The organism is Cognatiyoonia sediminum (genome assembly GCF_900129845.1).
Lineage (GTDB): Bacteria > Pseudomonadota > Alphaproteobacteria > Rhodobacterales > Rhodobacteraceae > Cognatiyoonia > Cognatiyoonia sediminum.
Genome location: NZ_FQXB01000004.1, coordinates 125,374 through 146,861, shown reverse-complemented (window position 1 = coordinate 146,861; position 21,488 = coordinate 125,374). Strand labels below are relative to the sequence as shown.

The window sequence follows — 21,488 nt, the reverse complement described above, 5'->3', positions numbered from 1 at the left end:
GTTCTTTGGTTTCTCCGGAAATTGGGCGGCCCAGGCCTAAAATCAGGCAGAAATCTGCGACCCGTTTTGGCGAGTCGCAGACCAGATTTTGTTAGACCCAAGGACGGGCTGCGGCCGCTTCTGCCTCAAAGCTTGCGATCGAGCCCGATTTTTCCATCGTTAATCCGATGTCGTCGAAACCGTTCAACAAGCAATGCTTCTTGAAGCTGTCGACTTCAAAGGAAAACGCTGTCCCGTCAGATGCCGTTACAGTCTGTGCTTCCAAATCCACTTCGATCCGCGCATTTGCACCTTTATCAGCATCTGCCATCAGCACATCGACCTGCTCTTGCGGCAGGACAATCGGCAGGATGCCGTTCTTGAAGCAGTTATTGTAAAAGATGTCGGCAAAGCTTGTGGAGATCACGCAGCGGATGCCGAAATCCTTGATCGCCCAAGGCGCGTGTTCCCTCGAAGAGCCGCAGCCAAAGTTATCGCCAGCGACCAAAATCTCGGCCTCACGATATTGCTGTTTGTTCAGCACGAAATCCGCAATTTCGTTGCCTTCACGATCATAGCGCATCTCATCAAAGAGGTTCACACCCAAACCAGAGCGTTTGATCGTTTTGAGGAACTGTTTTGGGATGATCATATCGGTGTCGATATTCACCAATGGCATTGGTGCCGCGATCCCGCTGAGTTTTTCAAACTTTTCCATTACATCATCTCCCGCACGTCAGTGAGTTTACCTGTGATCGCAGCAGCCGCTGCCATTCCCGGTGAGACAAGATGCGTCCGGCCCTTATAGCCCTGACGCCCTTCGAAGTTCCTGTTGGAGGTCGACGCGCAACGCTCGTCTTCGGCCAACTGATCCGGGTTCATCGCCAGACACATGGAACAGCCCGCAAGGCGCCATTCGAAACCGGCCTCCTTGAAGATGTCAGCAAGACCTTCGTATTCCGCCTGCGCCCGTACCAAACCAGAGCCTGGAACAACCATAGCTCGCAGGCCGTCTTTGATTTTCTTGCCCTTCAAAATCTCGGCCGCTGCACGGAGGTCTTCAATCCGGCCGTTCGTGCAGGATCCGATAAACACCGTATCAATCTCAATTTCAGAAAGCGGCGTACCAGGTGTCAGTCCCATGTAATCCAACGAACGCTGCGCCGCTCCGACCTTGCCACCTTCGAAATCATCGGCTGACGGAACATTCGCAGTAATTGGAAGAACATCCTCAGGCGAGGTGCCCCATGTCACAACGGGTGCGATGTCTTCGCCTTTGATGGTGATGACCTTATCCCAATGCGCATCGTCATCGGAATAAAGTGTCCGCCACCACGCTTCAGCAGCTTCCCACTCAGCGCCCTTCGGCGCATGAGGGCGACCTTTACAGTATTCAAAGGTTGTTTCATCTGGCGCAATCAAACCAGCGCGCGCGCCGCCTTCGATTGCCATGTTGCAGACGGTCATACGGCCTTCCATCGACAATTCGCGGATCGCTTGACCGCAATATTCGATGACGTAGCCAGTACCGCCAGCAGTGCCAGTTTCACCGATCACCGAAAGAGTAATGTCTTTCGCGGTCACGCCTGGGCGCAAAGAACCGGTGATCTCAACCTTCATGTTCTTGGATTTCTTCTGGATCAACGTCTGGGTCGCCAGAACGTGTTCCACCTCGGACGTCCCAATGCCGTGTGCCAAGGCACCGAAGGCCCCATGCGTCGCGGTGTGACTGTCACCACATACAACAGTCATTCCGGGCAAGGTCCAACCCTGCTCCGGCCCAACAATGTGCACGATCCCCTGACGGACATCATTCACAGGATAGTAGTGAATACCGAACTCTTTTGCGTTTGTATCAAGTGCAGCCACCTGAATGCGGCTGTCTTCTGGCATCGTCTCCGGATTATCGCGACCGAGAGTTGTTGGCACGTTGTGGTCTGGCACAGCGATTGTCTTATCCGGCGCGTGGACCTTACGGCCTGCCATCCGCAAGCCTTCAAATGCCTGCGGGCTGGTCACTTCGTGGACCAAGTGCCGGTCAATATACAAAAGACATGTGCCGTCTTCTGCTTCATGCGCAACATGCGCATCCCAGATCTTATCATAGAGTGTTTTGGGGGACATCGTCCTCTCCCATTTTGTTTAAATTTGGGGGCATTCGGAATCAGGGCATCAGCGCCCCGCAATCATAGACGTGCGAGAACAGTGCAGGTCGCACCATAAAACCGCCAAGGCAGGCGCGCGCGGTCGTCCATGTCAAAAATCATCGTCATAGCATGCCGGATATACCGCTGGGCTGAGTCTCGCAAGTCTAGGATAAAAGGCTTCTGAGTCGCGGCCTGACAGGAATCATAACGCCGCGAGCAATTTTTGAGGATGCCGACACCTAGGGTTGCAAACATATAAGCAAATGGGGGCAAGACTTGGTGTTTCGACGCGTTTGCTCAAATTTTGCCTTAATTCAATCATTCACCGGTCACATTGGTAGACGACATATTAACCAACGAAGGTGCGATTGCGCCGATGTTGCTGTCATATGGAGTACTAAATGGAAATCTCGACTTTTGTGTCCGGATATTTCGTTGGTCTTGTTGCTGGTGCTGGTGTTTTTGTGTGGTGGACCTATAAATTCGGACGTTTCTTACCAAAGGAATGGCCCCTGACGCGGGCTAAGCTTGCCGATTGGATTCGTGGCGATAAGGACGTTTCGTTCTATTCGCGTCGTGTTCAGTCCCACATGCCGCCAGCCGAATAACCCACCTCTTAGAAAGGTGAGTTTTGAAGACAAAACCGCTTCCCTAATCGGGACAGCGGTTTTTGGCGTGACATGGGGTCACAAACTGGTGCCCATGTTGAATTGTCATAAGAGCGTTGCTATCCTTGAGATATCCTAGTCGGGCAGAGACCCACAAACCCATATGGAGGACAATGCACTGTCTCTTTCCAGCGTGGCAGACTCCCCTGCCAAAAGCGGATCAGAAATGGAACTGACACCGCAAGACGTCACGAGCGAAAAGCTCCTGGCGGCCATCCTGAAATCCCTTGATGACGACAAAGCCGAAGATGTCGTTCAGATTGAACTGCGCGGCAAGTCTGAGATGGGCGATTATATGGTCATCGCGAGCGGTCGGTCTTCGCGTCAGGTCGCGTCGATCGCTGAAAAGCTTGTCGAACGGGTAAAACAAACCTTTGGCGTGATCTCGAAAATCGAAGGCAAAGATGCCGGCGATTGGGTTTTGATCGACACCGGCGATGTGATCGTCCACATTTTCCGCCCCGAAGTTCGGGAATTCTACCAGCTTGAGAAAATGTGGATGCCAGCCACGGGTGCTGTCGCAAGCACCTGATGAAGGTTTCATTCAGCGCGATTGGCAAACTTGGCGCCCGCAGCGAAGAACGCGTGCTGACCGACGATTACCTCAAACGGTTTGCGCAAACCGGGCGTCAGCTTGGCTGGCAGTTTACTGGCGAAACTGAGGCCGATGATAAGAGAAGCCTCGGTATGGCAGAAGAAGCAAAGCTGCTGCGTAAGGCCATTCCAAACGGCGCGCTGATCGTCACTATGGACGAGCGCGGTAAGCTCCTCACCTCGCCTGAATTTGCCAGCCAAATGACGAAATGGGCCGATCAGGGACGCGATACAGCCTTTGTGATTGGCGGCGCGGATGGGATTGATCCCAGCTTGCGCGCCGAGGCCGATTTTTCAATCTCATTGGGCAAAATGGTCTGGCCGCACAAGCTGGTGCGCGTGATGCTGGCAGAACAACTTTACCGCGCCGCATCGATCGCCACTGGGGCGCCCTATCACCGCTCGTAGCTCAATTGCCGGTTTTGATCCGAGGCCGAACGCGTTAGGAAGTGGCCGACACAAGAATGGAGCGCCCAATGACCACCCCGAAACCCGTTGTACTATGTATCTTGGACGGCTGGGGTAAGCGCGAAGAGACTGAGGGTAACGCGCCATTCCTTGCCAAGACACCGAACTTGGATCAAGTCGCTCGGACCTGCCCGATGGCGCAGTTATTGACCCATGGGCGCGATGCCGGTCTGCCGGCGGGCCAAATGGGAAATTCAGAAGTTGGGCATACGAACATTGGTGCAGGCCGCGTTGTCGCTATGGACCTCGGCCAAATTGATCTCGCCATCGAAGACGGCAGCTATGGCGAGGCGGAGGCGCTGCAAAGGTTCATCTCAGTTTTGAAAGAGAGCGGCGGAACGGCGCATCTGATGGGCGTCATATCTGACGGCGGAGTGCACGGGCATCTTGATCATCTGATCGCGACGTTAAAAGTGATGGATGCAGCGGGCGTGCCTTCGGTTGTTCACGCGATCACAGATGGCCGCGACGTCGCACCTTCTTCGGCTTTGGACTATTTAAAAACGATTGAAGCCAACTTGCCATCAAGCGCCCGTATTGGGACTGTCATCGGTCGGTACTACGCCCTTGATCGCGACAATCGTTGGGAACGAGTGGAACAGGCGTTCAACGCTATCGTTCTTGGCCAGGGTGCAACCGCTGCCACCGCAGGCAACGCAATTGAAGCTGCCTATGCTGCAGGCCAAACCGATGAATTTATCGAGGCTACGGTTATCGCTGGGTATGCAGGCATCACAGAAGGCGACGGGGTGTTCTGTCTGAACTTCCGATCTGACCGTGCGCGTGAGATTCTCGCAGCGATGGGCAATCCTGATTTTGAAGGATTTGAACGCGCCTTGCCGCCGCTCGCGTCTCGGCTCGGGATGGTCGAATATTCGGATACGCATAACGCTTGGTACGAAACCGTTTTCCCAAAGCGGGACATCAAGAACACTTTGGGCGAATGGGTTGCCAAACATGGGAAAACCCAATTCAGACTGGCAGAAACAGAGAAGTATCCGCATGTGACTTTCTTCCTGAACGGTGGCGTAGAAACCCCGTATGATGGAGAAGATCGGTTTATGCCGAAGTCCCCAAAGGTCGCGACCTATGATCTGCAACCTGAAATGTCGGCAGGCGAAGTGACGGATGCTTTCGTGGCGGCAATCGAAAAAGGTTACGACCTAATCGTCACCAATTTTGCTAACCCAGATATGGTTGGTCATACAGGCGACTTGAACGCAGCAATTGCCGCTTGTGAGGCGGTTGACGCCGGATTGGGCAAAGTGCTCGAAGCGCTCGACAAAGCAGGTGGTGCGATGATCATCACAGCAGATCACGGCAACTGTGAAACTATGATCGATCCCGAAACGGGCGGACCGCATACAGCGCACACCACCAATCCAGTGCCTGTCACGATTGTCGGCGCAGACAATGTCATTGGGCTGCGGGACGGAAGATTGGCCGACCTCGCGCCAACCATCCTTGAGTTGATGGACCTTCCTCAACCGCCCGAGATGACCGGCCAGAGTTTGTTGATCAAATGATCCGCGCCTGCGTTCTTGCCTGCTTGCTATGGTGGCCGCACCTCGGCCTAGCACAGTCAAGCGCGACGGCATTGGATGCTGTGAAGTTGCTCGATGACGCCTCCGCGCGCCTTGCCAGTGCCGAAGGGGCGCGAGACCGTGTAGCCGCGCTCACCGTGACTGTCCGTGCGTATGAAGAAGGCCTTATCGCGATGCGCGCCGGATTGCGCGACGCGGCCATCGCACGCCGCAATTTGCAAAACAGGCTCGACGCCAAAGAAACCGACGTCGCGCGGTTGCTGAGTGTGTTGCAAACCCTCGGACGGTCAGGCGCACCTGCCCTTTTGCTGCATCCGAATGGCCCGACGGATCTCGCGCGGTCCGCGATGATCGCAACAGAAGTGACACCAACCTTGCAGGCAGAAGTCGCCGCGCTACAAGCCGAACTTGAAGAACTCGCCATCTTGCAACAGCTCCAAGACACCGCTGCAGACACGTTGGATCGCGGTCTGAAGGGCGCGCAGCAGGCGCGCGCGGAATTGAGCGAGGCGATCTCACAACGCACCGATTTACCCAAACGGTTCGAGGATGATCCGGAACAGATGCGGTTGCTGATCAACAGTGCCGAAACGCTCAGCGCATTCGCAAGCGGATTGACCGAAGCCTTCGCCGTCGAGAACAATCAGATTTACAGCACCGACGTAAAGGGCGCACTGTCGCTACCGCTGCAAGGACAAATTGTAAGAGGCTTTAACGAACCAAACAGCGCCGGCCTCATCCGCCCCGGAATCGAAATTGCAGCGCGACCAAAATCGCTGATCACATCCCCAACGCCGGCCACCGTCCTGTTTGTCGGACCCCTGCTCGATTACGGAAATGTTGTTATTCTGGAACCGGCACCCAATATACTGTTCGTTCTGGCAGGCCTTTCAGACATCTATGCGGAAACGGGACAAGTGATCCCAGAGGCGTTTCCAATTGGGCTTTTGGGCGGTCAATCGCCGGTTGTTGACGAAATTTTGAGTGAAACGGATCAGGGAAATCGCGGCACATCGACACAAACCCTTTATCTTGAAGTCAGAGAAGGGCAAAGTCCGGTGGACCCGATCACTTGGTTTGCGATGAATTAGAGTAGGATTCGAAATGAAAAGACTGATGATGGCCGCTGCAGGCGGTGCAGTTCTGGGCCTAGTGACGACGACTCAAGTGGCCGGTCCGCTTATCGCGCAAGAGGCCTCACAAAACGGATCACTCTATGAGCAGTTGGATCTGTTTGGCGACATCTTCGAACGTATTCGCGCAGGCTACGTTGAAGACGTGGACGAAAAGGAATTGATCGAAGCCGCGATCAATGGAATGCTCACTTCGCTTGATCCGCATTCGAGCTACCTTTCGGCAGATGACGCAGCAGATATGCGTGTCCAGACCCGTGGCGAGTTTGGTGGGCTTGGTCTTGAGGTCACTCAGGAAGATGGCTTTGTGAAAGTCGTTTCCCCCATCGATGGCACACCTGCCGCCGCTGCAGGTATGGAAGCGGGCGATTTCGTCACCGCTGTGGATGGAGAGAGTTTGCTTGGTCTGACTTTGGATGAGGCACTTGAGTTCCTGCGTGGGCCAGTTGGTTCTGAAGTTATCATTACCGTGGTTCGAGAGGGAGAAATCGAGCCATTCGATGTTTCCATCATTCGCGATACGATCAAGCTGACAGCGGTGCGTGCGCGTACCGAGGGTAAAGCCGTAGTGCTCCGCGTCACGACATTCAACGGACAAACGTTCCCGAACCTTCAAGAAGGTTTGAAAGAACAGGTTGAAGAGGCCGGAGGCATTGAAAATGTTGACGGATTCATCATCGACCTTCGCAACAATCCGGGTGGCTTGCTGAACCAAGCGGTGTTCGTATCTGATGCGTTCCTAGACGCTGGCGAGATCGTATCGACACGGGGTCGCGAACCTCAGGATGGCGAACGCTATAATGCGACGCCGGGTGACTTGGCCGAAGGCAAGCCAATTGTTGTTTTGATCAATGGTGGGTCTGCGTCCGCGTCTGAAATCGTCGCCGGTGCCTTGCAGGACCATCGCCGCGCCATCGTAGTGGGCACCAAATCATTCGGCAAAGGATCTGTTCAAACCGTGATCCCGCTGCAAGGCGACGGCGCCATGCGTTTGACCACCTCGCGCTACTACACACCGTCGGGCCGGTCGATCCAAGCGCTTGGCATTTCGCCTGATATCATCGTTGAACAGCCTCGTCGTGAACCGGTTGATCCGAATGCGGAAGAGGATGAAGGTCCACAATTCCGCTCCGAAGCGGACCTTCGGGGGTCGCTTGGTAACGACAGTCTTTCAGAAGATGAAATCCGCCAGATCGAAGAAGACCGTGCACGGGCTGAAGCGGCGGCACAGCTGCGGGAAGAAGACTATCAGCTGGCCTATGCGATCGACATCCTGAAGGGCTTGAACGCGCTCGATCTGCAAGAATAGTCGAGACCGAAGGACGCCAAAGAGGCCATGCGGGAAACTGCGTGGCCTTTTCATTTTGTGCAACGCTCGGTGCTGTCTTTCTACAAAATTAACCGGTTCAGGCACGAATCTGGTTAATGTCCTGCGAAATCTGGTTTTTGAGGGAGTCACGCTCCGTACACCGGGCGTACACAGCCCGTACACACGCCGTGCACCGTTTTGGCGGTTTAATGATGCGAACGGTGCTTTTGGTTAAGAAATGCTAAACTTAGGCGACACAGCGGTATTCAGGCGAGATCTCTCGGTCCTAAGGCGCGAGCCGCGCGAGACTGTCGGAGATTTCTTGCGCAATCGCGTGGGCATCGACGCCTGAACGTTCAGCAGAGACACGCAAGCCAAGCAGATCGGATTGATACCGGCGCGCTAATGCGATGGGATCGTATTCTGTCGAAATTTGACCAGCCTCCTGAGCCTTCTGAAAGACATCAGCGAATTGACCTTCTTTATCGGTCAGATGCGCATTGGCGCAGTCTGCGAGGGGATCATTTTGACCCCGCAATTCCAGCACAGTCTTCGCCAACATGCAGGCCTTAACAGAGGCGGCTGAATCATCGATCACGAGCATGGGATAGGTTTGCAGCGCCCCGAGGGGGCCGTGTTCCGCGACCATCGCGCTTAGCCGTGTCATCCCTTTCTGAGCATATCTGTCGAGTGTCAGTTCGTACAAAGCTGCCTTAGACCCAAAGGCCGCGTAGAAACTGCCCGGTTTGAGACCGAGCGTCTGTTCGAGATCTTTCATCGATGTCCCTGCCCAGCCCTTTGTCCAAAACAGATCGCAAGCACGGTCTATCAGTTCTTCTCGGTCATATTCGGGTTTGCGAGGCATGAATTCACTTATTCTTGATCGATTGCTCAAATATATACTTGAATGATCATTCAAGAAAGGGGTAACAGAGTTCAAATCGCAAAAAAGAGGACTGACCATGACCGATTTCCCATCCCACGATCTCGAAACTGCGCCAGAAGGGTCGAAGCCCCTGCTGGAAAACAGCCAGAAAGCCTTCGGCCGCCTGCCCGGCCTGCACAAAGTGATGGCGGAAAGCCCGCAGGTGCTGGAAGGCTATCAACTGTTGCACAAGCTGTTCACCGAAACCGCATTTGACGCCGATGAGATGACCGTCGTTTGGCAAACCATCAATGTGGAGCATGAGTGCCACTACTGCGTACCGGCCCACACAGGCATTGCGAAGCGGATGAAAGTGTCTGATGAGATCTCCAACGCGCTTCGGGATGAGACGCCATTGCCAACAGCGAAGTTGGAAGCCCTGCGGGTGTTTACGCTGCAAATGCTACGCCAGCGCGGCAATGTGACAGACGAACAGATCCAAACCTTCTTTGACGCGGGCTATGACCATCGCGCGGTGTTGGAGATCATCCTTGGGCTGTCTCAGAAAGTCATGTCGAACTACATCAACCATGTTGCCGAAACACCGCTCGACGATGTGGTCAAGCCGTTGGCTTGGACGCGCAGCGACACCCATATTGCCGCGTAGAGCGCACCTGTCGCAGGCACGACCTGTGCCTGCGGCCTCTGGCAGGTCCAAGGATTATCCGCCTCGCCCTGGTTCATTCGGATTGCTGGAGAAGATAGCGATCTTGTTGCCCTGTGGGTCCCGGAGGTAGCTAACGAAGAAATTCGCGCCGTAGTCATCGCGAAACCCAGGTTGGCCTTCATCTTGGCCACCCGCATTCAGGGCAGCGGCGTGGAGATCACGAACCTGTTGCTGGCTGCTAGCCTCAAACGCGATCATCGTGCCGTTTCCAGCCGAGGCCGATGCGCCGTTAAAGGGGCGCTTAACGTAGAATTCGGGATGAGTCGGCGTTTGGCCGGGCACCACCGGCAAGGCATAGCAGAGATCGCCGTGGTAGTATTCCAAGCCGTATCCCAGTGCGGGCAGGAAAGCGGAGTAGAACCGTTCTGCTGCTTCGATATCATCTACGCCGACAGTGACATATACGATCATGGTGACTGTGCCCAATACTGGTGCAGGGCGACGGATCGCCGCCCCGCTCAACACCTTAGGCTTTAACCCGCTCCGACGTCGGATCATAGAAAGGCTTCAGCTGAGCCTCAGCTTTCACGCGTGTGCCCATAACGTCGATTTCGAAGGTGCTTTCCAACATCTCTTTCGCGGTTTCACCTTTGCAGGGCACATAACCCATACCGAGTGCGGCGCCGAGGTGGTGGCCATAGCCGCCGGACGACAGATAACCAACAATCTCGCCGTCCCGAACTACAGGTTCGTTGTGATAGAGGAGCGGTTCAGGATCGGTCAGTTTGAATTGAACGAGGCGGTTTTCTAGGCCGCTTTCTTTCTTCGCCAGGACGGCGTCACGACCGATAAAATCCGCTTTGTCGGTTTTGACAGCGAAGCCTAAACCGGCCTCTAGCACGTGATCCTCCGCCGTGATGTCGTGGCCAAAGTGGCGGAAGCCTTTTTCCATCCGCGCGGCGTCCATCATGTGCATCCCGCAAAGCATTAGACCCATATCCCGACCTGCGGCGTGCAAGGTCTCGAACGCATGGGCGGCCATGTCGGAAGAGACATAGACCTCCCAGCCCAGTTCCCCGACGTAGGTGACACGGTGTACGCGAGCGAGGCCCATGCCGAGTTCGATCTCTTGCGCGGTGCCGAAGGGGTTCGCGTCATTTGAGAAATCGTTCGGCGACACCGTTTCAAGCAGTTTACGCGCGTTGGGGCCCATGACAGCGAGGACCCCTTCGCCTGCAGTGACATCTGTAATCACGACGTTGAAGTCGCCCACATGGCGTTGCATCCAGGTTTGATCGGCGAGGCGCGTCGCGGCTGGTGTGACTACGAAGTAGGCGGTCTCTGATAGCCGTGTGACGGTCACATCCGCTTCGATCCCAGCAGTCTTGTTGAGGAACTGCGTATATACAATCTTGCCGACAGGCACGTCATACTGTCCGCCACCGATGTAGTTCATAAAGGCCGTCGCATCGCGCCCTTCGACGCGAATTTTGCCGAAGGACGACATGTCGTACATGCCGACGTTGGTGCGGATCGCCTCGACCTCTGCCGCGACGTTGCCAAAGAAGTTCTGACGTTTCCACGAGTATTCATACTCTGGTTTTTGGCCTTCATTGGCGAACCAGTTGGCGCGTTCCCAACCAGCGAGTTCGCCCATGACTGCACCGTTGTCCAACAGGTGCTGATGGAACGGCGTGCGGCGGACGCCGCGGGCGGTGTTCTTTTGCAGGTAGGGAAAGTGGTCGGCGTAAAGGAGGCCGAGCGTTTCCTTGGACCGTTCAAAGAGGTAATGTTTGTTACCTTGGAAGGGCTGCATCCGGCTGATGTCGACGTCGCCCAGATCGAAGGGCTTTTCGCCTGTGTCCATCCATGAGGCCAGCGCGCTGCCTGCGCCACCGGCGGATTGAATACCGATTGAGTTGAAGCCAGCTGCCACCCAGACGTTATCCATCTCTGGCGCGAGGCCGAGGTGGTAGGCGTCATCTGGTGTGAAGCTTTCCGGACCATTGAAGAAGGTGTGGATACCTGCCTCGGCCAGCATTGGCATCCGTTCGCAAGCCGCCTCTAGGATTGGTTCGAAGTGGTCGAAATCCTCGGGCAGTTGGTCAAACTCAAAGTCCTTCGGGATGCCATCCATGGCCCATGGTTTGGCGTTTGGTTCAAACGCGCCAAGGAGCATTTTGCCTGCGTCTTCTTTGTAATACGCACATTCGTCCGGCACCCGGAGAACGGGCATTTGGGTGAGGCCTTCGATCGCTTCCGTCACAATATAGAAGTGTTCGCAGGCGTGAAGCGGGACGTTGGTGCCGAGCATTTTGCCAACCTGATGGCCCCACATACCGCCGCAGTTCACGACCATCTCGCAAGTGATGTGACCGCTTTCGCCGCCTTGTTCCCAATCGACACCGGTGATGCGGCGACCTTCTTTTTTTACGCCAGTGACAAGCGTGCGTTCGATCACCTGCGCACCGTTCTGACGTGCGCCTTTGGCCATGGCGAGCGCGATGTTGGCCGGATCGCCCTGCCCGTCGAGCGGCAGGTACACGCCGCCAGTGACGCCATCAATGTTGAGGTGCTCGTACCGTGCCTTGACCTCTTCGGGGGAGATCTCTTCAGCTTCGACACCAAATGCGCGGGCCATAGCTGCTTGGCGGAAGATTTCCTCTTTGCGCTCCTCGGTGAGCGCGGCTGTGATGGATCCGCAGCGTTTGAAACCAGTCGCCACGCCTGTTTCCGCTTCGAGGTTGCCGTAGAGTTCCTGACTGTATTTCGCGAGCTTGGTCATGTTCGCCGTCGCGCGCAGTTGGGCGATCAGGCCGGCGGCGTGCCATGTGGTGCCTGACGTCAATTGCTTGCGTTCCAACAAAACAACATCTTTCCAGCCGAGTTTGGCCAGATGGTAGGCAACAGAACAGCCGATAACGCCGCCACCGATGATGACAACGCGGGCTTGGGACGGAGGAAGCGCCATGGTTAGTTTCCTTTAAAACGACGGGCGAGTTCTTTGATGTGCGCAGGTGTGACCTCGCAACATCCGCCGATGTAGATTGCGCCGGTATCAGCCCAGCCTTGGGCGTGATCGGCGTATGCGTCTGGAGTAAGATCAGTTCGGGCTGTCAGTTGATCGACCGTGGCACCGATGTGATCGAAATCATCTGTGATCTTGGTAAAGCCGTTGGCATAGGCCCCGAACGTGTCGCCGAGTTTGGCGAGTTCGGGCAGGCCTTGGTTGATCGCCTCGGGCATAGAGCAGTTGAGGAAAATCACCGCGGGTTGGTATTCCGCCAACACAGGTGCAAGGTCTGCTAGTGGTTCGCCAGAGCGCAGCTGTGTGCCATCTTCGTCGTTCACTGTGAGGCCGATCCAGACGGGTTTGCCGGTAACGGAGGCGCCCATCAGACCACCTTTGGCTTGATCGACGCTGGCCATGGTTTCCAACAAATGCGCATCGACAAAGTCTGCCTGTACTTTGGCAAGGCGCGCGTAGCCTTCGGCAGCTTCGGCGGCTGGCGGGGCTTTATCCGGTTGATAGGAAAACCCCATTGGGCCCATGCTGCCCGCGATAATGCCGGAGCCATGCGCGTCGCGCGCAGCGACGGCCAATTCGCATGCCCTGACTGTCATCTCGTCCAACCGGTCGAGGACGTCATACGCCTCAAACCGGTCAGGCAGCACCGCATAGGTGTTGGTGGTAGCAACATCTGCACCGGCAGCAAAATAGGCATCATGCACTTGGCGCACATGCTCGGGCCGATCGAACAGCGCTTGGTTCGACCACATGCCCGTTGCTTTTCCTGCAAGGCGGACGAGCTCTTGCCCCATTCCGCCATCAAGAAGGGTGATCATGCACGGATCCTTTCGTTTGCAGGATCCCACAAAGGTTGGTCCTCTTGCACTGTGGCAGCATAGCGTTCGCCGTAGATTTCCACCTCTAGCTTCGTGCCCGGGGTGGAAAGCTCCGCTTGGACCATTGCGAGCGCGATGGATTGGTTGGTGCGGTAGCCAAACGCGCCGGAGGTGGTTTCCCCCACAACCGCGCCATCATGCCAGATGGTCGACATATAGGGCGCGTCATACTCTCCGGGCGCGTCCAATGTGAGCGTGGTGAAGCGTTTGGAGACGCCGCGCTGTTTCTCCGCAAGCAGTGCCGCTTTGCCCGGGAAGTCGTGCGGCTTGTCCAGCTTGGTAAAGCGGTCAAGCCCGCCTTCGAGGAGGGAGTAATCGGTGGAAAGATCACCCTTCCATGCGCGGTAGCCCTTTTCCATCCGCAACGCGTTGAGCGCATACATACCGAAGGGTTTCACACCAGCGTCACTAAGCGCGTCCCAAATGGCCGGCATGGAGGCCGGTGGGCAGTGAATTTCCCAACCGAGTTCACCCGCAAAGGACACACGGACCATCGCACAGGCTTCGCCTGCGATGGTGCCTTCCTCTGCGAGGCTGGTGGTGAGCCAGCCTTTGGACAGATCATGACCTTCGGTAAGCGGCGCAAGGATCTCGCGGGCTTTCGGGCCGGTCACCAGCAGGCACTCAACCTCTTTCGTGCGGTCTGTGACGGTGATGCCTTCCGGCGCGTTTGCCTTGATCACCTCAGCGTCGTGCCATTGAGCGACGGCCGCTGTGATCAATGACACATGGTCATCGCTGTGCACAACGGCTGACATTTCTGTCACGATGCGGCCGCGGGCATCAGCGAAATAGATCAGACCGATGCGGCCTGGGGATGGTAGGCGTGAGGCAGACAAGCTGTCGATATAGTCGCGCGCACCGGCGCCTTCGACCTTGAAGCGGCTGAAGCCCGTGATCGGTAGCATCCCGCAGTGATCACGCACCGCTTCGCATTCTTCTTTGACACGCTGCTGCCATGGGCCGTTGCGGGACCATGTTTCGGTCGCTTCGAGCGATGTATCGTCGCTCTCTTGCGCGAACCAGTTGGCGCGTTCCCAACCGTTATAAGGGCCAAAAACTGCGCCCGCGTCTTGCAGCCGTGAATGCAGGGTGGAGTGTTTGCGATCACGGGCCGCAGGCCACTCGTGCTGGGGGAAGTGCATCGCGTATTCATGGCCGTACACCTCCATCGCTTTGTCGATGCAATATTGTTCATCGGTGTAGTCGGTGTAGCGTCGGGGATCGACCGACCACATATCCCATTCGGTTTCGCCGTTGACGATCCATTCGGCGGCGACCTTACCCGCGCCACCGCCTTGGGTAATTCCGAAGGTAAAGACGCAGGCCTCGAATGCGTTTTTGACGCCGGGCATTGGGCCGACCAAAGGCAGTCCATCTGGCGCGTAAGGGATCGGGCCGTTGATGACGCGACCGACACCGGCGGTGCCGAGGAGAGGCACCCGGGCCATCGCGTCCTCGATGTACCATTCGAGGCGTTCCAAATCATCGGGGTAGAGTTGGAAGCTGAAATCATCGGGCATTGGGTCATCTTTGGTGATCCAATGTGCCTTACAATTCCGCTCATAGGGGCCGAGGTTCAGGCCGTTTTTGTCTTGGCGCAGATAGTAGGAGCTATCGACGTCGCGCAGCAGAGGGATTTTGCGACCGTTCTTTTCGGTCCATTCCTTCAGCTCTGGAATTTCCTCGGTCAGGAAATACTGGTGCGACATGGTGGCCATGGGCACAGTGCGCCCGCCATAGGGTTTGAACCACTCGCCAACACGCTGGGCATAATATCCGGCGGCGTTGACGACTTTTTCACAGTCGATGTCGCCCTTTTCAGTATGCACCGTCCATGTGCCATTAGGTTTCTGGGTTACGCCAGTGGCGGGGCAAAAACGCTGGATATTCGCACCCATTTCACGCGCACCTTTCGCGAGTGCTTGGGTCAGCTGTGCTGGATCGATGTCGCCGTCGTCAGGGTCGAACAGAACCGAGTCAATGTCGTGGGTTTCGAGGAAGGGATACATGCCAACCGCTTGGTCAGGCGTCAGCATCTCCATGCTCAGGCCCTGATAGTTGGCCATACCCATGGCGCGCTGGAATTCCTGGGTGCGTTCTTTGCTATGTGACAGGCGCAGCGAGCCGGTCACGTGATAGTTCATCGGGTAATCCACCTCTTCGGCAAGACCCGCATAAAGGCCCAGCGAATAGCGCTGCATGTTCATCACGCCCCAAGAGGTTGAGAATGACGGGCAGTTGCCAGCGGCGTGCCACGTGGAGCCTGCGGTCAATTCGTTCTTCTCAAGCAGGACACAGTCGGTCCAGCCCATCTTGGCCAGATGGTAGAGGGTGGACACGCCAACGACGCCACCCCCGATGATGACAACACGCGCTGATGTTGGAAAATCTGCCATGTTCTTCTCCCTAGAGCTTGTCAATTTGCGGAATGTCATCCGCGATTTCGTAGTAGTCGCCCTTGTCGGCGACAAAGATGTGTTTGCCGGGTTTGAGGCCGGTCGGGTCTTCAAGGCTACCGGCAGCGATGCCGATGCCCTCTACATCGTTCATGCGATATAACAGGCTGGAACCGCAGGTGCTGCAAAATCCACGTTTGGCCCAGTCGGAGGACGTGTACCATGTCAGCGTATCGTCGCTGAGGAAGGTTACGTCTTCGAATTTGGCGTTGGTTGCAGCCCAATAATGGCCGCTGGACTTGCGGCACTGGCTGCAATGGCAGAATGTGATTTTTTTACGCGGATTTGATATTTCAAATGAAACAGCGCCACATTCACAACTTTCTTTGATCTTTTCCATGACGCCCCTCAATACACCGGCGGCGCGATGACCCAGATCGCAACACAAGGTTCTGAATGCGGATTGCGCCAGCGGTAGGTCTCCCCCCGAATGCGGAAACTGTCGCCGGGTTTGAGTTGGAACTTCTGGTCTTTGATCCAAAGTTCGAGTTGGCCAGAGACGATATAGCCCACCTCTTGGGTCGGTCGGGCGGTGTCATCGCGCCGTTCTGCATTGGGTTCGAACGTGGAATGCACCACTTCGAAATCGTCCGTGAGGTCAGGGGAGAGGAGTTCCTCAACCAACCCCGCCTCACGCGATCCGATGGGCCTGCGGGCATCTTTGCGAACGACGTAGCCTTCTTCGCCTGCAGCAGCCTTGGTGCGAAAGAGGCTGGACATGGACACGTCAAGCTGGCTGGCCAATAGGCGGAGATCATCAATGGACGGATCGGAGATGTCGCGTTCGACCTGGCTGAGCCATCCGACGGATTTGCCCAACCGCTCCGCAAGATCAGAAAGCGTCAACCCACGCGCTTTCCGCAGCGCTCGGATATCCGCGCCTAAGGTCTGCGTTTCGTCGAGGGTTTTGTGGAGCATCGGATTTCCGTGAAATTTTCTTCAATAATTTCATAGAGCATGATTCCATGAAATTTCAAAGCGAAATTTCATGGCGGAGTTTGGGGGAGTTTGATTTGGAAAGGCGGCTAACGTTGTGATGAAAAAGACGTTGCCGCTGAAACTTCCAACTCGATTTTCAGGCTAGAATGCCTTTGGTATTTAGAAAGGCCACTTTATCCCCAGTGTATTCTATTATCTCAAGATAAGTGTGATGTGCTTTGAGATTCCCAGAAGTGATATCTCTCAGCCGAGCTTCAGCTTCGTTCAAAGAAGAAAAATCGTTCGGCGGGCCCGCTAAAGCTTTAGGGCCGGAGCTTGGGACCCGGAGAAAAAGAAATCTTTTTTTTGTCATGGATATGGCTGCTCTTACCTAAAATATTGCAAATCTAGAGACCCAATGTTTGAAGATGCAAACTGGGTTCGTTCTGGTGGGCAGATATCTTGCAACCATCACTACTACCCCCGCTCAATCGCAACCGCTGTCCCCTCACCACCCCCAATGCAGATCGCGGCAACCCCGCGCTGTAGTCCGCGTTTCTCCAAAGCGTTCAGAAGTGTCACGATGATCCGAGCACCAGAGGCGCCGATCGGGTGGCCCAATGCACATGCGCCTCCGTTCACGTTGACCTTGTCGCTGGGGATGTTGAGTTCGTGCATGAAGGCCATGGGCACGACGGCGAAGGCTTCGTTCACTTCCCATAGATCGACCTCCTCCACAGTCCAGCCGATCTGGGCGAGCAGTTTTTGCGCGGCGGGCACGGGGGCGGTTGTGAACCACCCGGGCGCTTGGGCGTGGCTCGCGTGGCCCAAGATGCGAGCGCGGACATTCGGGTGATCTTCGGAGCTGAGGATCAACGCCGCTGCGCCGTCAGAGATCGAGGAGGCGTTGGCGGGCGTGACGGTGCCGTCCTTGCGGAACGCCGGTTTGAGCTGTGGGATCTTTTCGGGACGGGCGTTGGCAGGTTGTTCGTCTTCGCTAACCGTCACATCGCCCTTGCGGGTTGTGTAGGTGACGGGGGCGATTTCGGTTTCGAATGCGCCACTCGCCTGCGCCTCCAACGCGTTGGAGAGGGATTTGAGCGCGTATGCGTCCTGCGCCTCGCGCGTGAATTGGAAGGTTTCGGCGCAATCTTCAGCGAAGGTGCCCATCAGGCGGCCTTTGTCATATGCATCTTCCAACCCGTCGAGGAACATGCTGTCGATCACCTGTTGATGGCCGATCCGTGCCCCACCGCGCATTTTGGGCATCAGGTAGGGGGCGTTTGTCATGCTCTCCATACCACCAGCGACCACGGTGGTGGCCCCGCCCAGCGCGATTTGGTCGTGTGCCATCATCACGGTTTTCATGCCGGAGCCACACATTTTGTTGAGCGTGGTGGCGGGAATCGATTCATCCAGCCCGCCCAAGAATGCGGCCTGACGGGCGGGTGCTTGCCCCTGACCCGCCGGAAGAACGCAACCCATGAGCACCTCATCAACGGCTGGATTCGCCGCATTTTCCATGGCCGCTTTGATCGCAGCGCCGCCCAGTGTCTGAGCGTCCACATCGGAAAAAACCCCCTGAAATCCGCCCATTGCGGTGCGGGCGGCTCCAATAATGTTGACCGGTTTCACATGGAATCCTCCGTTTTCTGACCCGGACGTTAGGGTGAGATTACCGCAAGGGAAAGCCCAGAAAGGAACACAATCGGGACAATCCCGCGCCTCAGTCAAACGCGAAACTAGGGGTGTAGCTGCATAGCTTCACCCGACGATGTGCATTTATAGCCCCCACCCAGTTGTGCGTCGTCGGGTACAAACTTCCCAACTTGATTGTGTTCTCTTTCCTTTTACGTAGTCTGTCGGCTGCGAAAAAAGGACTAAGACAATGCGCGACTTTCACCTACCAGGACGATCTGCTGTTTATGCCACCAACGGGATTTGTGCGACCTCACATCCCTTGGCGGCTAACGTTGCGGTTCAAATTCTCGAATCTGGCGGCAATGCCATGGATGCGGCCATCGCGGGTGCGGTTTTGCTGGGTATCTGTGAGCCACAGATGACGGGGATTGGTGGCGATTGCTTCGCGCTTTTCACGGCTCCCGGTGATGACAAGGTGTATGCTTTGAATGGATCGGGCCGTGCCCCTGCGGGCACCGATGCGGCGGCTTTGCGTGCAACGGGGCATTCAGTGATTCCCCCATATGACCCAGCGGCGATCACGGTACCGGGTGCGGTAGATGCGTTCTGCAAGCTCTCAAAGGACTGGGGCAAGGTCGGATTGAAGGCGTCGCTCGCGCCCGCCATTCACTATGCCGAAGCGGGTGTGCCAGTGGCCCCGCGTGTCGCGAAGGACTGGTCGCAGGATTATGAGAAGCTGCAAGGCCGCGCGAAAGAGTCCTTCCTAGTAGGTGGCAAGGTACCTCAGGTCGGTACGCTGTTCCGCGCGCCTGATCAGGCGGAGGTCTTGCGCCGTATTGCGATGGATGGGCGCGAGGCGTTTTATGAAGGTGAGATCGCTGAGGACATGGTGAACACACTGCGCGGCATGGGCGGCGTGCACACCTTGGATGATTTCGCTGCGACCGCCTGTGACTACACAACGCCGATCCAGGGCGAATACGGCAACTATGAGCTGTTTGAGCATCCGCCCAACGGCCAAGGGGCGACGGCGGTTTTGATTTTGAACATGCTCAAGCATTTTGATCTGGCTGGCATGGATCCGTTTGGCGCGGAACGTCTTCATATCGAAGCAGAGGCCACCAAGCTGGGCTATGACGCCCGCAATCGGTTCCTGTCGGACATGGATCATATGGAGCGGTTGGAGCATATGTTGGCGCCAGAAACGGCGGCTAAACTGGCTGCGCTGATTGATCCTAAGAAGGTTTTACCTGCCGGTCTTCCGGGGGCTGAACAGGTTCACAAAGACACGATCTATATCACTGTCGTCGATAAGGACCGGATGGCCGTGTCACTGATCTATTCCATTTTCCACGGGTTCGGGTCTGGCATTGCCTCCGATAAGTTTGGCATTCTGTTCCAGAACCGCGGTTCGGGCTTTACCCTCGAAGAAGGTCATCCGAACGAGGCAGGGCCGGGCAAAAGGCCTATGCACACGATCATTCCGGGAATTTTGCAGCAGAACGGCAAAACCGTTGCGCCCTTTGGTGTGATGGGCGGGCAGTATCAATCCACCGGCCACGCGCGGTTCCTGTCGAATATCGCGGACTACGGCATGGACATGCAGGCCGCGCTCGACGCGCCGCGCGCGTTTGTGGAAGGCGATATTGTCAAGGTCGAACGCGGGTATTCAGATGCCGTGCGTGCGGAGCTTTCCGATCTGGGGCACACGGTCGAAATCCCTGATACGGCCATTGGTGGGGCACAAGTGATCAAAATCCATGACAATGGAACGCTCGAAGGTGCGTCTGATCCGCGTAAAGATGGGTGTGCGATCGGGTATTAAGGTGGCTTAGGGCCCCTGGGCCCTAATTCATTTGCACCTGAAGTGGGTATTGACCGTCCTCAAACGGACCGAACAGGTCTTCAAGGTCGGGGTGCTGCACAGGTTCACCCGAATAATCCGCTATCAAGTTCTGCTCCGACACATAAGCCACGTAGTAGCTTTGATCGTTTTCAGCCAAGAGATGATAGAACGGTTGATCTTTGCTTGGGCGCGCGTCCTCTGGGATCGCCTCATACCAAGCTTCTGTGTTGGAAAAGATTGCGTCGACATCAAAAACGACCCCGCGAAACGGATGTTTGCGATGGCGGACAACCTGTCCAAGATGATATTTTGCACGTGTTTTAAACATAGTCATACTAGCCCTTTACGGGCTAATTAGACCTGTTGGCCGGCGCAAGTCCACGCAAATGTGGCAAAAATAAGGAAACAGTCTGTGAACCTTGCTGTGACAGTGCTGAATATTACGGCACCCGTCTTCATTTTGGCGGCCGTTGGATATGTTTGGGTCAAGCTGGGATTCGAGTACCGGGTCGAGTTTGTGACACGACTTGCCATGACACTTTCTGTGCCCTGTTTGATCTTTGTAGCGTTGATCGAAACCGATGTGGAACCTGACGCGCTTGCAGCCCTTTCGCTTGCCAGTTTTGTGGCCTACGGACTTGTGACCGTTGCATTTGCAGTGGTCGTTGCGGTTTGGAAATTGGACAGAGCAACTTATCTGGCGCCCCTTATCTTTGGAAACACCGGGAATCTTGGTCTGCCCCTCGCACTGTTTGCCTTTGGCGAGATTGGCTTAGGCTACGCGGTCATTGTCTTCGCGATCATGGGTATTTTGAGCTTCACGTTCGGAGTTTGGCTGGTTTCAGGCGGTGGATCGCCTGCGAAAGTCATCAAAGAACCCCTTGTCGCGGCGACTTTGCTTGGTGCGTTGTTCCTTTGGCAAGGGTGGCGACCGCCGGAATTTATCTTCAACTCGCTTGATTTGATTGGTCAAATGGCGATTCCAATCATGCTTATTACCTTGGGGGTTGCTATCGCACGATTGGAAATCCGTGCAGTCGGGCAAGCTGTCATACTGTCGATCATTAAGGTCATCGTCTGTGTCGCTTGCGCTTGGGGTGTGTCGGTCTGGTTCGAACTTGACCCAATTGCAGCGGCGGTATTGATCGTGCAGGTCGCCACGCCGGTCGCCGTAACGTCCTACCTGCTGGCTGAGAAATACGGGGCAGATGCGCAGCCGGTTGCCGGACTTGTCGTCGTGTCCACGTTGCTTTCGGTGGTCACTTTGCCGCTCATCCTCTCATTTGTGATCTAAAGGCGGTCTGTTTTCCGTTCCCCAAACCGGAAAATCGCGCTATAGTTCAA

20 protein-coding genes are annotated in these 21,488 nt (G+C 55.9%); 9 read left to right on the top strand and 11 right to left on the bottom strand.

The features are described 5' to 3' along the window. Positions 1–91: 91 nt before the first annotated feature. Together leuD and leuC are read right to left on the bottom strand one after the other, a co-directional pair. Complete coding sequence (leuD, locus tag BUA85_RS12955) at positions 92–697, bottom strand: 3-isopropylmalate dehydratase small subunit (RefSeq protein WP_072901765.1); 606 nt, start codon at positions 695–697, stop codon at positions 92–94. Then, entirely contained in the window at positions 697–2,103 is a 1,407-nt protein-coding gene (leuC, locus tag BUA85_RS12950; protein ID WP_072901763.1) for a 3-isopropylmalate dehydratase large subunit, read from the bottom strand. The genes leuD and leuC overlap by 1 nt, the downstream gene beginning before the upstream one ends. A 424-nt stretch (positions 2,104–2,527) precedes the next feature. Between leuC and BUA85_RS12940 the strand changes: the two genes are divergently transcribed. The 6 genes from BUA85_RS12940 to BUA85_RS12915 all read left to right on the top strand — a co-directional run bounded on the left by BUA85_RS12940 (position 2,528) and on the right by BUA85_RS12915 (position 7,842). Continuing rightward, on the top strand, positions 2,528–2,734 hold the full coding sequence (locus BUA85_RS12940; protein WP_072901760.1) for a hypothetical protein: 207 nt from the start codon (positions 2,528–2,530) through the stop codon (positions 2,732–2,734). Positions 2,735–2,960: 226 nt separating this feature from the next. After that, complete coding sequence (gene rsfS / locus BUA85_RS12935; RefSeq protein ID WP_083526291.1) at positions 2,961–3,326, top strand: ribosome silencing factor; 366 nt, start codon at positions 2,961–2,963, stop codon at positions 3,324–3,326. Beyond that, on the top strand, positions 3,326–3,796 hold the full coding sequence (rlmH, locus tag BUA85_RS12930) for a 23S rRNA (pseudouridine(1915)-N(3))-methyltransferase RlmH (protein WP_072901757.1): 471 nt from the start codon (positions 3,326–3,328) through the stop codon (positions 3,794–3,796). Before rsfS ends, rlmH begins: the two co-directional genes overlap by 1 nt. A gap of 68 nt (positions 3,797–3,864) precedes the next feature. Further along, a complete protein-coding gene (gene gpmI, locus BUA85_RS12925) occupies positions 3,865–5,382 on the top strand; it encodes a 2,3-bisphosphoglycerate-independent phosphoglycerate mutase (protein WP_072901910.1) in 1,518 nt (505 codons plus the stop codon). After that, positions 5,379–6,491: a murein hydrolase activator EnvC family protein gene (locus BUA85_RS12920; RefSeq protein WP_072901755.1), complete on the top strand. Its 1,113-nt coding sequence runs from the start codon at positions 5,379–5,381 to the stop codon at positions 6,489–6,491. The genes gpmI and BUA85_RS12920 overlap by 4 nt, the downstream gene beginning before the upstream one ends. Before the next feature lie 13 nt (positions 6,492–6,504). Further along, entirely contained in the window at positions 6,505–7,842 is a 1,338-nt protein-coding gene (locus BUA85_RS12915; protein WP_072901753.1) for a S41 family peptidase, read from the top strand. A gap of 286 nt (positions 7,843–8,128) precedes the next feature. Here BUA85_RS12915 and BUA85_RS12910 read toward each other — a convergent pair whose 3' ends face one another. Further along, on the bottom strand, positions 8,129–8,707 hold the full coding sequence (locus BUA85_RS12910; RefSeq protein WP_072901751.1) for a TetR/AcrR family transcriptional regulator: 579 nt from the start codon (positions 8,705–8,707) through the stop codon (positions 8,129–8,131). Positions 8,708–8,804: 97 nt separating this feature from the next. Between BUA85_RS12910 and BUA85_RS12905 the strand changes: the two genes are divergently transcribed. Continuing rightward, the gene (locus tag BUA85_RS12905) at positions 8,805–9,374 is read left to right on the top strand and encodes a carboxymuconolactone decarboxylase family protein (protein ID WP_072901750.1); all 570 of its coding nucleotides are present in this window, start codon (positions 8,805–8,807) and stop codon (positions 9,372–9,374) included. Between the two features lie 54 nt (positions 9,375–9,428). Here the strand turns inward: BUA85_RS12905 and BUA85_RS12900 are convergent, their stop codons facing one another. The 7 genes from BUA85_RS12900 to BUA85_RS12865 form a co-directional block, all read right to left on the bottom strand. Further along, positions 9,429–9,845, bottom strand: a complete 417-nt coding sequence (locus tag BUA85_RS12900) for a VOC family protein (protein ID WP_072901908.1) — start codon at positions 9,843–9,845, stop codon at positions 9,429–9,431. Positions 9,846–9,900: 55 nt separating this feature from the next. Next, a complete protein-coding gene (locus BUA85_RS12895; protein ID WP_072901748.1) occupies positions 9,901–12,345 on the bottom strand; it encodes a GcvT family protein in 2,445 nt (814 codons plus the stop codon). Positions 12,346–12,347: 2 nt separating this feature from the next. Beyond that, positions 12,348–13,220 carry a homocysteine S-methyltransferase family protein gene (locus BUA85_RS12890; RefSeq protein ID WP_072901746.1) on the bottom strand — a complete coding sequence of 291 codons (873 nt, stop codon included), beginning with the start codon at positions 13,218–13,220 and terminating at the stop codon, positions 12,348–12,350. Next, positions 13,217–15,679, bottom strand: a complete 2,463-nt coding sequence (locus BUA85_RS12885; RefSeq protein WP_072901744.1) for a GcvT family protein — start codon at positions 15,677–15,679, stop codon at positions 13,217–13,219. Before BUA85_RS12885 ends, BUA85_RS12890 begins: the two co-directional genes overlap by 4 nt. A gap of 10 nt (positions 15,680–15,689) precedes the next feature. Beyond that, positions 15,690–16,079, bottom strand: coding sequence for a GFA family protein (locus BUA85_RS12880; RefSeq protein ID WP_072901742.1), 390 nt, complete (start codon positions 16,077–16,079; stop codon positions 15,690–15,692). A gap of 8 nt (positions 16,080–16,087) precedes the next feature. Next, positions 16,088–16,657 (bottom strand): helix-turn-helix domain-containing protein, encoded by a 570-nt coding sequence (locus tag BUA85_RS12875; RefSeq protein ID WP_072901740.1) that lies wholly within the window; start codon positions 16,655–16,657, stop codon positions 16,088–16,090. A 477-nt stretch (positions 16,658–17,134) separates the two neighbouring features. Continuing rightward, a complete protein-coding gene (locus BUA85_RS12865; protein ID WP_072901736.1) occupies positions 17,135–18,292 on the bottom strand; it encodes a thiolase family protein in 1,158 nt (385 codons plus the stop codon). A 253-nt stretch (positions 18,293–18,545) separates the two neighbouring features. Here BUA85_RS12865 and BUA85_RS12860 point away from each other — a divergent pair, with 253 nt between their 5' ends. Beyond that, a complete protein-coding gene (locus BUA85_RS12860; protein WP_072901734.1) occupies positions 18,546–20,123 on the top strand; it encodes a gamma-glutamyltransferase family protein in 1,578 nt (525 codons plus the stop codon). Between the two features lie 22 nt (positions 20,124–20,145). Here BUA85_RS12860 and hspQ read toward each other — a convergent pair whose 3' ends face one another. Next, positions 20,146–20,472 carry a heat shock protein HspQ gene (hspQ, locus tag BUA85_RS12855; RefSeq protein WP_072901733.1) on the bottom strand — a complete coding sequence of 109 codons (327 nt, stop codon included), beginning with the start codon at positions 20,470–20,472 and terminating at the stop codon, positions 20,146–20,148. An 84-nt stretch (positions 20,473–20,556) separates the two neighbouring features. Between hspQ and BUA85_RS12850 the strand changes: the two genes are divergently transcribed. Continuing rightward, entirely contained in the window at positions 20,557–21,438 is an 882-nt protein-coding gene (locus tag BUA85_RS12850) for an AEC family transporter (protein WP_072901731.1), read from the top strand. Positions 21,439–21,488 lie beyond the last annotated feature (50 nt).

Bases quoted from the DNA above. Each gene is read 5' to 3' on its own strand.
- BUA85_RS12875 (WP_072901740.1), bottom strand. From the start codon at position 16,657: ATGCTCCACAAAACCCTCGACGAAACGCAGACCTTAGGCGCGGATATC.
- BUA85_RS12940 (WP_072901760.1), top strand. From the start codon at position 2,528: ATGGAAATCTCGACTTTTGTGTCCGGATATTTCGTTGGTCTTGTTGCT.
- rlmH (WP_072901757.1), top strand. From the start codon at position 3,326: ATGAAGGTTTCATTCAGCGCGATTGGCAAACTTGGCGCCCGCAGCGAA.
- leuC (WP_072901763.1), bottom strand. From the start codon at position 2,103: ATGTCCCCCAAAACACTCTATGATAAGATCTGGGATGCGCATGTTGCG.
- leuD (WP_072901765.1), bottom strand. From the start codon at position 697: ATGGAAAAGTTTGAAAAACTCAGCGGGATCGCGGCACCAATGCCATTG.
- BUA85_RS12905 (WP_072901750.1), top strand. From the start codon at position 8,805: ATGACCGATTTCCCATCCCACGATCTCGAAACTGCGCCAGAAGGGTCG.
- gpmI (WP_072901910.1), top strand. From the start codon at position 3,865: ATGACCACCCCGAAACCCGTTGTACTATGTATCTTGGACGGCTGGGGT.
- BUA85_RS12910 (WP_072901751.1), bottom strand. From the start codon at position 8,707: ATGCCTCGCAAACCCGAATATGACCGAGAAGAACTGATAGACCGTGCT.
- BUA85_RS12880 (WP_072901742.1), bottom strand. From the start codon at position 16,079: ATGGAAAAGATCAAAGAAAGTTGTGAATGTGGCGCTGTTTCATTTGAA.
- BUA85_RS12915 (WP_072901753.1), top strand. From the start codon at position 6,505: ATGAAAAGACTGATGATGGCCGCTGCAGGCGGTGCAGTTCTGGGCCTA.
- BUA85_RS12890 (WP_072901746.1), bottom strand. From the start codon at position 13,220: ATGATCACCCTTCTTGATGGCGGAATGGGGCAAGAGCTCGTCCGCCTT.
- BUA85_RS12885 (WP_072901744.1), bottom strand. From the start codon at position 15,679: ATGGCAGATTTTCCAACATCAGCGCGTGTTGTCATCATCGGGGGTGGC.
- hspQ (WP_072901733.1), bottom strand. From the start codon at position 20,472: ATGTTTAAAACACGTGCAAAATATCATCTTGGACAGGTTGTCCGCCAT.
- BUA85_RS12900 (WP_072901908.1), bottom strand. From the start codon at position 9,845: ATGATCGTATATGTCACTGTCGGCGTAGATGATATCGAAGCAGCAGAA.
- rsfS (WP_083526291.1), top strand. From the start codon at position 2,961: ATGGAACTGACACCGCAAGACGTCACGAGCGAAAAGCTCCTGGCGGCC.
- BUA85_RS12920 (WP_072901755.1), top strand. From the start codon at position 5,379: ATGATCCGCGCCTGCGTTCTTGCCTGCTTGCTATGGTGGCCGCACCTC.
- BUA85_RS12860 (WP_072901734.1), top strand. From the start codon at position 18,546: ATGCGCGACTTTCACCTACCAGGACGATCTGCTGTTTATGCCACCAAC.
- BUA85_RS12895 (WP_072901748.1), bottom strand. From the start codon at position 12,345: ATGGCGCTTCCTCCGTCCCAAGCCCGCGTTGTCATCATCGGTGGCGGC.